Genomic DNA, 11,112 nt, shown 5'->3' on the forward strand with positions numbered 1-11,112 from the left:
GGCAATGTTTAACGGAAACCTTACATTACGAGCATGGAATTTAATCAGCCTGCTCACTCATAATAACGCCGGGTCACAGTGACCTGGCTTTTTGCAGGCGGTAGCGACATGCTGCTGCGCCTTTGTTTTATTTGATCCGACTGAGCCTCATGACCCTGACAACAGCAAAAACCTCCCGAAGAAAAATCCTTATCGCGATTCTGATTATCCTTGCCGCCCTGCTGATCTGGCGCTTCTGGCCGCACGGCGGCGCGGGGCAAAATGCAGGCGGGCCGCCGGGCGGCGGACATGGCGGCCCAGGCATGATGATGGCCGGGCCGGTGGCGGTACATGCTGGCGAAGTCACTACCGCCGACGTGCCGGTTTATCTCACCGCGCTGGGCACGGTTATCCCTAACGCCACCGTCACCGTGACCAGCCGCGTCGACGGCCAGCTGATGAAGGTTTACTTCACGGAAGGGCAGCAGGTGAAGGCAGGAGATTTGCTGGCGCAGATTGACCCGCGCAGCTATGAGGCGACGCTGGCGCAGTATCAGGGCGATCTCAGCCAGAATCAGGCGTTGCTGCAGAGCGCGGAGCTGACGCTGGCGCGCTACCGTAAGCTCTATGCGCAGGATTCGCTTTCCCGTCAGGATCTCGATACGCAAATCGCCACGGTCGGGCAGTATCGCGGCGCGGTTAAGGCTGACCAGGCGCAGATCGCCTCGGCGAAGCTGAATATCGAATACGCACGCATCACCGCGCCGGTTTCCGGTCGCGTCGGCTTACGGCTGGTGGACGAAGGCAACATGGTGCAGAGCAGCAGCACGACCGGACTGGTGACTATTACGCAAATGCAGCCTGCCGCCGTCACCTTCAGCGTGCCGCAGAGCAATATTCCGACGCTGATTAAGGCGCTGCACAGCGGCCAGACGCTGCCCGCTACCGCCTTCGATCAGAACGGCGACGCACAGCTGGCGAGCGGCAGCGTGAAATTTATCAGCAACCAGATCGACACCAGCACCGGTTCCGTCGAGCTGAAGGCGCTGTTCGATAATAAAGACGAGGCGCTCTATCCCAATCAGTTCGTCAATATGCGGCTGCAGACCGGCACGCTGAAGCAGGCGACGATAATCCCGGCGCAGGCGCTACAGCTAAGCAGCGACGGCAGCTTCGTTTACGTGATTAACGCGGACAAAACCGTCACGCGCCGCGCGGTGAAAACCGGGCCGACGCTGGGCGACACGCAGCAGGCGATTCTGGAAGGCGTGAAGGCGGGCGAGCAGGTCGTGACCGTAGGGATTGACCGGCTGAGCAACGGCAGCAAAGTCTCGGTGATTTCGGCAGAAGAGACGCAGAACGCCAGCGGCAAAGCGACAGCGAAATGAACCCGTCCCGTATTTTTATCGAGCGTCCGGTCGCCACGATTTTGCTGATGATCGGCGTGCTGATCTCCGGCCTCTTCGCCTATAAATTTCTTTCCACCTCCGCGCTGCCGCAGGTGGATTACCCGACCATTCAGGTCACCACGCTCTATCCCGGCGCCAGCCCGGACGTGATGGCCTCGGGCGTCACCGCGCCGCTGGAAAGGCAGCTCGGGCAGATGGCGGGCTTAAGCCAGATGGCCTCCAGCAGCTCCGGCGGATCGTCGGTGATCACGCTGAAGTTCTCGCTGGATCTGTCGCTGGACGTGGCGGAGCAGGAAGTGCAGGCGGCGATCAACGCCGCTAACAGCCTGCTGCCTTCCGATCTGCCCAATCCGCCGACCTATAAAAAGGTCAACCCGGCGGATACGGCGGTGATCACCCTGGCGGCCAGCTCCGATACGCTGCCGCTGATCAAAGTGCAGGATCTGATCAACACGCGCGTGGCGCTGAAGCTGTCGCAGATCTCCGGCGTCGGCATGGTGACGCTGGCGGGCGGCCATCAGCCCGCTATCCGCGTGCAGATGGACCCGAAAGCGCTGGCGGCGCACGGGCTGACGCTGGAAGACGTCAACACGCTGATCGGCAACAGCAACGTCAACGGCTCGAAAGGCGGCTTCGACGGCAAATATCATTCGGTCACCATCGACGCCAACGATCAGCTGCGCACCGCCGACGAATACGGCAACCTGATCCTGACCTACAAAAACGGCGCGGCGCTGCGGCTGAAGGACATCGCCCATATAGAAGAAGCGGCGGAGAACAGTTATCAGTCGGCCTGGGCTAACAGCAGCCCGGCGATTATTATCAGCGTGCAGCGCCAGCCGGGCGCCAACGTGATTTCCGTAGTCGACAACATCAAAAAGCAGCTGCCGATGCTGCAGGCCGCGCTGCCGGATGGCGTAAAAGTGCAGATCCTTTCTGACCGCACGCAAACTATCCGCGCCTCTATCAGCGACGTGCAGTTTGAGCTGATGCTGTCGATCGCGCTGGTAGTGATGGTCACTTTCCTGTTCCTGCGCAACGTGGCGGCGACGCTAATCCCCAGCGTGGCGGTACCGCTGTCGCTGGTCGGCACCTTCGGCGTGATGTATCTCGCCGGATTCAGCCTCAACAACCTGTCGCTGATGGCGCTCACTATCGCCACCGGTTTCGTGATTGACGATGCCATCGTGGTGGTGGAAAACATCTCGCGGCGGCTGGAGCAGGGCGAAACGCCGATGGAAGCGGCGCTGAAAGGCTCGGCGCAAATCGGCTTCACCATTATCTCGCTGACCTTCTCGCTGATTGCGGTGCTGATCCCGCTGCTGTTTATGGGCGACGTGGTTGGGCGACTCTTCCGCGAGTTCGCCATTACGCTGGCAGTTTCTATCCTGGTATCGATGCTGGTGTCGTTGACGCTCACGCCGATGCTCTGCGCTTACCTGCTGCGCCATATTCCCGAGGAGAAGCAGAGCCGCTTCTACCGCAAAGGCGGCCAGTTTTTCGATAAGCTGGTGGCTGGTTACGATCGCCTGCTGACCATCGTGCTCAACCATCAGCGGCTGACGCTGCTGGTGGCGCTGGCGACGCTGGCGCTGACCGCGCTGCTTTACCTGTTTATTCCGAAAGGCTTTTTCCCGGCGCAGGATACCGGTCTGATTCAGGGCGTCACCGTCGCCTCGCAGGATGTTTCCTTTGGTGAGATGGCGAAAAGGCAGCAGCAGCTGGCGGCTATCGTGCTGAAAAATCCGGCGGTAGAGAGCCTCTCTTCCACCATCGGCATCGACGGCAACAACACCAGCCTGAACAGCGGACGGCTGCAAATTAATCTGAAGTCTTTTGACGAACGCGACGAGCGCGCCGATAAGGTGATCGCCGAGCTTCAGCAGGCCACCAGAAACGTGCCGGGCATCCAGCTTTATATGCAGGCCGCGCAGGACTTAACGGTCAACGATCGGGTCACGCCAGATCGCTACCAGTTCTCGCTGGACGACGCCGACAGCGAAAAGCTGGTGACCTGGTCGCCGAAGCTGGTGGCCGCGCTGGAGAAACGGCCTGAGTTCAGCTCCGTGGTCAGCGACTTACAGGATCAGGGCCAGGTCGCTTACGTCGAGCTGAACCGCGATGCGGCAGCGCGCTACGGCATTACCGCCGCGGATGTGGATACCGCGCTTTATAACGCGTTCGGCCAGCGGCTGGTTTCCACCATCTTTACCCAGTCGAACCAGTACCGCGTGGTGCTGGAAGTCGCGCCGCAGTATCAGCAGTCTCCGGCCTCATTTGAGGATATCTGGCTGGCGGCTTCCGGCTCCACATCCTCGGACAGCGACACATCTTCTTCGGCCAGCAGTTCGTCTTCGGCTTCTTCCACCGACGATAGCAGCGCTTCTTCGTCGACCAGCGGTATGGTAAGGCTGACCTCTGTTGCCACTATCCATCAGCGCATTGGCTCGCTGGTGCATATGCGGTTAAACCAGTTCCCGGCGGTCACCGTTTCCTTCAACCTCAACGACGGCTACTCGCTGGAAGAGGCGCAGAAGGCTATCGCGGAAACGCAGCAAAACCTGCAGCTGCCCTCCAGCATCACGCTGCGCTATCAGGGCGAAACCGACGCTTTCCAGAGCGCCACCAGCAACACGCTGTGGCTGATCCTGGCGGCGCTGCTGACCATGTATGTGGTGCTGGGTATTCTTTATGAAAGCTTTATCCATCCGGTCACCATTCTCTCCACGCTGCCTTCCGCGGCGGTCGGTGCGCTGCTGACGCTGCTGCTGGCGAACACGGAGTTCAGCCTGATCGCGTTAATCGGCGTGATATTGCTGATCGGCATCGTGAAAAAGAACGCCATTATGATGATCGACTTTGCGCTCGATGCGGAGAAAAAGCAGCATCTCAGCCCGCGCGAGGCGATTCACCAGGCCTGTCTGCTGCGCTTCCGGCCGATTCTGATGACCACGATGGCGGCGCTGTTAGGCGCGCTGCCGCTGATGCTGGCCTCCGGTTCCGGCGCGGAGCTGCGCCAGCCGCTGGGGCTGGTCATCGTCGGCGGCCTGATCTTCAGCCAGGTGCTGACGCTGTTCTCCACACCGGTGATCTATCTGTGGTTCGATCGCCTGGCTGAACGCGCGCGCCGCCGTCTGCGCAGGACGGCCCGATGAGCATCACGCGCTTCTTTATTTTTCGGCCGGTCACCACGCTGCTGTTGACGCTGGCGCTGCTGCTGCTGGGCGCGCTGGGCTATCGGCTGCTGCCGGTCGCGCCGCTGCCGCAGGTCGACTTTCCGACCATCATGGTCTCCGCCAGCCTGCCGGGCGCCAGTCCCGAAACGATGGCGGCCACGGTAGCCACGCCGCTGGAGCGCGCGCTGGGGCAGATTGCGGGCATCAGCGAAATGACCTCCAGCAGCTCGCAGGGCTCCACCAATGTCATTTTACAGTTTGAGCTGAGCCGCGACATCAACGGCGCGGCACGCGACGTGCAGGCGGCGATCAACGCTTCGCGCAGTTTGCTGCCGAGCAGTATGCCGTCGCTGCCGACCTACCGTAAAGCCAACCCGTCCGACGCGCCGATCGTGATGCTGGCGCTGACCTCGACGACCCGTTCCAAAGGCGATCTCTACGATATCGCCGAAAGCAAAATCGATCAGAAGATCGCGCAGGTGCAGGGCGTCGGCGACGTGTCGCTGATGGGCAGCGCGCTTCCCGCCGTGCGCATCGATCTACAGCCGCAGCAGCTGACCCACGCGGGCGTTTCGCTGGACACGGTCAGATCCGCGATTGCCAACAGCACCAGCAACCTGCCGAAAGGCATGCTGCAGGGAAGCGATCGCGCCTGGGTTATCGACGGCAACAGCCAGCTGGACGGCGCGAAGCAGTATCGCGATCTGGTGGTCAGCTATCAGAACGGCCGCGCTATCCGGCTTAGCGATGTCGCCACCGTTTACGATTCGGTAGAGGATCAGTACAACGTCGGCTACTACAACGGTTCGCCGTCGGTAATGATCGGCGTGACGCGCCAGGCGGGCGCCAACATGCTGAAAACCATCGACGCCATCAAGGCGCAGCTGCCCGCGCTGGAGAAAGATCTGCCCGCCGACGTGTCGTTACAGATCGTGGTTGACCGTTCGCCCAACATCCGCGCCTCGCTTTACGACACCGAAGAAACGCTACTGATCGCCATGCTGCTGGTGATTGGCGTGGTCTTTGTCTTCCTGCGCAATCTTCAGGCGGTTGCCATTCCCGCGCTGGCGCTGCCGGTTTCGCTGATCGGCACCTGTGCGGTGATGTATCTGCTCGGCTACAGCCTGGATAACCTGTCGCTGATGGCGCTGATTATCGCCACCGGCTTTGTGGTGGACGACGCGATAGTGGTGCTGGAAAACATCACGCGCTATATCGAAGAGGGCTTAAGTCCGGTGCGCGCCGCGCTGAAAGGGGCCAACGAGGTCAGCTTCACCGTGCTCTCAATGACATTGTCGCTGGTGGCGGTGTTTATTCCGATTTTGCTGATGGGCAGTATCGTTGGCCGCCTGTTCCGCGAATTTGCGGTCACGCTGACCGTGTCGCTGATTATCTCGATGGTGGTGTCGCTGAGCCTGACGCCGATGCTCTGCTCGCGGCTGCTGAAGCGCAAACCCGAGGTGACCAAAAGGCCGCATCCGCTTTATCAGGCGATTGAAAACGGCCTGAACCGGCTGTTGGCGGCCTATGCCCGCGCGCTGAACTGGGTGATGCGCCACCAGCGGCTGACGCTGTTCAGCCTGGTGCTGACCGTGATCCTGAACCTGTTTCTCTATTCGGTAGTGCAGAAAGGCTTCTTTCCTAATCAGGATACCGGCCTGCTGATGGGGATGCTGCGCGCCGACCAGAACGTCTCTTTCCAGGCGATGAAACCGAAAATGGAAGCGTTCGCCAAAATGATCCAGCAGGACCCGGCGGTGGACGGCGTGATGTCCTCAATGGGCAGCGGCGCGTTCGGCTCGCGTAATACCGCCAACTTCTTCGTGCACCTGAAAGATTTCGACCAGCGCGACGCCAACGCCACGGAGGTCGCCAACCGGCTGAGCGGCAAAACGCGCAATATTCCGGGCGTGGAGCTGTTTCTGATGGCGGCGCAGGATATTCATATCGGCGGACGCAGCGCCAACGCCAGCTACCAGTACAGCCTGCAGGCGGACGATCTGGAAACGCTGCGCATCTGGACGCCGAAGGTCAAAGCGGCGCTGGAGGCGATCCCGCAGCTGACCAGCGTCGATTCCGACTCGCAGACCGGCGGCCAGGAAGTGATGATCAACATCGATCGCGATCGCGCCACAAGGCTTGGCGTGGATGTAAATATGATCGATACGCTGCTTAATAACGCTTTTGCGCAGCGTCAGGTCGCCACGCTCTATAAAACGCTGAATCAGTATCACGTGGTGATGTCATTGCAGGATGCTTACACGCGCGATCCGCAGATGCTTAACGAGCTTTACGTGGTCAACGATTCCGGCGACCAGGTGCCGCTTTCCGCCTTTGCCAGCTTTAGCGGTGCCAACGCGCCGCTGTCGGTCGCGCATCAGGGCCAGTCCGCTACCAGCACCATCGCCTTTAACCTGGCGGACGGCGTCTCGCTGGAGCAGGCTTCGGCATTGATCAAAACCGCGATGGCGAAAATCGCGCTGCCGGGCGATATCCAGGCCGGCTTCCAGGGCACGGCGAAGGCCTTCGGCGATCTTACCGCTTCTATGCCCTGGCTGATCCTCGCCGCGCTGGCCGCCGTCTATATCGTGCTCGGTATGCTGTATGAAAGCTATATTCATCCGCTGACCATTCTCTCCACGCTGCCTTCCGCCGGGGTTGGCGCGCTACTGCTGCTGCTGCTGACCAACACGCAGCTGACGGTGATCGCGCTGATCGGCATTCTGCTGCTGATCGGCATCGTGAAAAAGAACGCCATTATGATGATCGACTTCGCGCTGGCCGCCGAACGCAAGCAGGGTCTCTCGCCGCAGCAGGCAATTACCCAGGCCTGCCTGATGCGCTTCCGGCCGATTATGATGACCACGCTGGCCGCCTTCTTCGGCGCGCTGCCGCTGGCGCTGGGCAGCGGCGGCGACGCCGATCTGCGCAGCCCGCTGGGCCTGGCTATCGCGGGCGGGCTGGCGCTGAGCCAGCTGCTGACGCTGTTCACCACGCCGGTGGTTTACCTTTACCTCGATCGCGCCAGCCGCGCGACCAAACGCCAGTGGGCGCGTTTAAGAGCTTAATGATGACAATGAAAAAGTTACCGATATTGACCGGGCGCCGCGCGTTAACGCCTGTTGTGCTGGCGCTGCTGCTGAGCGGCTGCGCCGTTGGCCCCGACTATCATCGTCCTGCGGTGAACGTGCCGACGCACTATAAAGAAGCTAAGGGCTGGCGCGAAGCCTCGCCGCAGGATGCACAGAGCAAAGGCGAATGGTGGTCGGTCTATCACGATGACACGCTGAGCGGCCTGCTGCGGCAGGTATCCATCTCTAACCAGAACGTAGCGCAGTATGAGGCGCAGTATCGCCAGGCGAAGGCGCTGGTTAGCGAATCCCGTTCGGATCTGTTCCCCAGCGCCACCTACAGCGGCTCCTCCACGCGCAGCGGCAGCGCGGCGACGGGAACGGGCCAGCGAACCGTCAGCGACAGCCATTCGCTCCAGGCAAGCGCCAGCTGGGAGCTGGATCTCTGGGGCAAGCTGCGGCGCACGCTGGAAGAGAACAAAGCCAGCGCGCAGGCGAGCGAGGCGGAACTGGCGAATATCACGCTCAGCGCCCAGTCCGAACTGGCGCAGGACTATTTTCAGCTACGTATTATGGACAGGCAGATTGCGCTCTATGAGGAAAGCGTCGCGGCTTATCAGCGTTACCTGAACGTGATCAACAACAAATATCAGGCGGGCAGCGAATCCCGCGGCACGCTGGCTCAGGCGCAGACGCAGCTGGAGAGCGCGCGCGCTTCGGCGCTGGATCTCAGCTGGCAGCGCGCGCAGACCGAACACGCTATCGCCATCCTGATGGGTAAAACGCCAGCGGAGTTCAGCCTGCCGGCGGCCAAAGAGATAACCGCCACGCTGCCCGCCATCCCGCAAACCGTGCCGTCAACGCTACTGGAGCGCCGTCCGGATATCGCCTACGCCGAACGCAACGTGGCCGCCGCTAATGCAGCGGTCGGCGTGGCGATTGCGGGCTACTATCCCGACTTAACCCTCAGCGCCAGCGGCGGCTTCACCAGCTCGGCGTTGCATAACCTGCTGTCGCTGCCGAACCGCGTCTGGTCGCTCGGCCCGTCGCTAAGCGGCACGTTGCTGGACTTTGGCGCGACCTCGTCGAAGGTGGAGCAGGCGAGAGCGGCCTATGACGCCGACGTCGCCGCGTATCGCCAGGCGGTGCTGACCGGTTTCCAGGAAGTGGAAAACTATCTGGTAGAGCTGAATACCCTGCAGGATGAGATCGTCGCTCAGCAGCGCGCCACCGCAGCGGCGCAGGAGTCGGCGCGCGTCACCCGCAATCAGTATGAAGCGGGCATGATTGACTATCTTGACGTCGCCACCACCGAAAACAGCAGCCTCAGCCAGCAGCAAAGCCTGCTGTCGCTGCAAAGTACGCAGTGGGTCGCCAGCGTGCAGCTGATCGCCGCCGTTGGCGGCGGCTGGCAGGCATCGCCGCGCTAATCGTTCCGGTCGTCGGGAAACTCTCCCGGCGACTGCCCCAATCTTCCCGTGCCAAATCGATCGTAATAACGCCTTTTATCACCGCGCTTTCTGCCGTGGTCAGCTTAATCTCCGCGTTTCTTTCTCTGCCTGAGCTATTGGTTCGCTTAAAAAAACCTCGTATTTAGCCTGATTAATAGTCACTCAGTGATTGATTTCAGATTTGACTTATTGAATAATCCGCCGCCAAAAGATGGATCTTTTATTTAGCCTGACGATAGAGTCCCCTATTTATCAGCGCTTTATAGCGCCGCAGTTGAACGTTACTGACAAGGAAATTCATGGATGAAGCTTTGTATTGCCGGAACTGGCAGGGTTTGCCTGTGGCTGTTTCTGCTGGCGCCTTTTAATTCGCTTTTCGCCGCGACAACCGCTGCTGATATTCAACAAAACGCCGCAGAAATCGACGCGCGCGAGCAAACGCGCCAGCAGGAGAGAGAACGCACGCTGCAGCAGCAAAACAAAACTGACAGCGATATCCGCCTTGAGCGGCCGACGGCCACGCTGCCCTATTATCCGCTAAGCGAGCGTCCCTGTTTCCCGATCCATACTCTGCGTCTGAACGGCGATGGCGCCGAACGTTTCCAGTGGGCGCTGAAGGCGGCGGCGCTGGCGAAAGGCCGCTGCCTGGGCGCGCAGGGCATTTTGCTGACCATCAATAAGGTGCAGAACCTGATTCTGGAAAAGGGTTTTGTCACCACGCGCGTTATGGCGCAGGAGCAGGATTTAACCACGGGCGTGCTGACGCTGACGCTGCAGCCTGGCCGTATCGACAGGATCTTTTTTGAGCCTCCCGTTTCCTGGCGCGCGCGGCTATGGAACGCTGTGCCGACCGCCTCAGGCGATATCCTTAATCTGCGGGATATTGAGCAGGCGCTGGAAAATTTCAGGCGTGTACCCAGCGTGAACGCGGAGATAAAAATTGAACCGGGCCGACAGGAAGCCACCAGCGACCTGGCTGTCGACTGGCAGGAAAGCCGTCCGGTGCATCTGAACCTCGGCCTTGACGACAGCGGCGCGAAAAGCACCGGCAAATATCAGGGCTCGGCCACGCTCTCGATTGACGCGCCTTTCGCGCATAACGATCTCTTTTACCTCAGCTTAGGGAAAGATCTGCTGCAGCCGGGCCCTTTCGCCAGCCGCTCAAAAACCTTTAATTACAGCATTCCGGCCGGTTATTGGCTCTTCTCCGCCAATTACAACAGCTATCGCTATCACCAGAATATCGCCAGCGCCAACGACACGCTGATCTACAGCGGCGAAAGCGAGAACGCCCAGCTGACGCTTTCCCGGCTGCTGTTTCGCAATCAGTCGCATAAAACCACGCTCAATTTTCGCCTCTGGCGGCGTCACTCCACCAACGCGGTCAACGGCATTGACATTGCACAGCAGCAGCGCCGCACGGCGGGTTGGGAGCTGGGACTAAACCAGCGTAGCTACTTCGGCAACGCGACTGTGGACGCAAACCTGAACTGGCGCAGAGGCACCGGTTTGTTTAATGCACGGCCCGCGCCGGAAGAGCAGTTCGGCGGCGGCAGCGCCCGCGCTTCGATCTTTACCGGCGACCTCAGCTTTAACCTGCCGTTGTCCGCTGCCTGGCGCTACAACACCAGCTTACGAGGGCAATGGAGCGGAGACGCGCTGACGCCGCAGGATCGGCTGTCGATAGCCGGACGCTATACCGTGCGCGGCTTCGATGGTGAGCAGATGCTGTCGGGCGAGAAAGGCGTGGTTTGGCGTAACGAGCTGGCCTGGAACCTGTTATCGGGCCACGAACTTTACTGGGGCGTGGATTATGGCCGCATCGCCGGGCCGGGCGCCCGCTATCTGCCTGCAAAAGCGCTGGCGGGCAGCGCCTTGGGCATACGTGGCGCATTGTGGCGCCGGCTAAGCTACGACCTGTTCGCCGGCGTGCCGCTGGCTAAACCGGATAATTTTCATACCTCTGGGGTAACCGGCGGTTTCAGCGTCAATCTGCAGCTGTAGCGACAGAACGTTAACAAGGAAG

The 11,112-nt window shown here is 60.6% G+C and carries 5 protein-coding genes; all 5 read left to right on the forward strand.

What is annotated here, in order from left to right:
• The first annotated feature begins 149 nt into the window (after positions 1-149).
• The 5 genes from MKZ79_RS10585 to MKZ79_RS10605 all read left to right on the forward strand — a co-directional run bounded on the left by MKZ79_RS10585 (position 150) and on the right by MKZ79_RS10605 (position 11,090).
• Positions 150-1,367 carry an MdtA/MuxA family multidrug efflux RND transporter periplasmic adaptor subunit gene (locus tag MKZ79_RS10585; RefSeq protein ID WP_336141883.1) on the forward strand — a complete coding sequence of 406 codons (1,218 nt, stop codon included), beginning with the start codon at positions 150-152 and terminating at the stop codon, positions 1,365-1,367.
• Positions 1,364-4,543: an efflux RND transporter permease subunit gene (locus tag MKZ79_RS10590; protein WP_336141888.1), complete on the forward strand. Its 3,180-nt coding sequence runs from the start codon at positions 1,364-1,366 to the stop codon at positions 4,541-4,543. Before MKZ79_RS10585 ends, MKZ79_RS10590 begins: the two co-directional genes overlap by 4 nt.
• Entirely contained in the window at positions 4,540-7,632 is a 3,093-nt protein-coding gene (locus MKZ79_RS10595) for a multidrug efflux RND transporter permease subunit (RefSeq protein WP_336141890.1), read from the forward strand. Before MKZ79_RS10590 ends, MKZ79_RS10595 begins: the two co-directional genes overlap by 4 nt.
• 8 nt (positions 7,633-7,640) lie before the next feature.
• Positions 7,641-9,065, forward strand: a complete 1,425-nt coding sequence (locus tag MKZ79_RS10600) for an efflux transporter outer membrane subunit (protein WP_336141892.1) — start codon at positions 7,641-7,643, stop codon at positions 9,063-9,065.
• 324 nt (positions 9,066-9,389) lie between these two features.
• Positions 9,390-11,090 carry a ShlB/FhaC/HecB family hemolysin secretion/activation protein gene (locus MKZ79_RS10605; RefSeq protein WP_336141893.1) on the forward strand — a complete coding sequence of 567 codons (1,701 nt, stop codon included), beginning with the start codon at positions 9,390-9,392 and terminating at the stop codon, positions 11,088-11,090.
• The last annotated feature ends 22 nt before the right edge of the window (positions 11,091-11,112 follow it).

Origin of the sequence: Erwinia sp. CGal63, from assembly GCF_037026505.1 — a bacterium.
Lineage (GTDB): Bacteria > Pseudomonadota > Gammaproteobacteria > Enterobacterales > Enterobacteriaceae > Erwinia.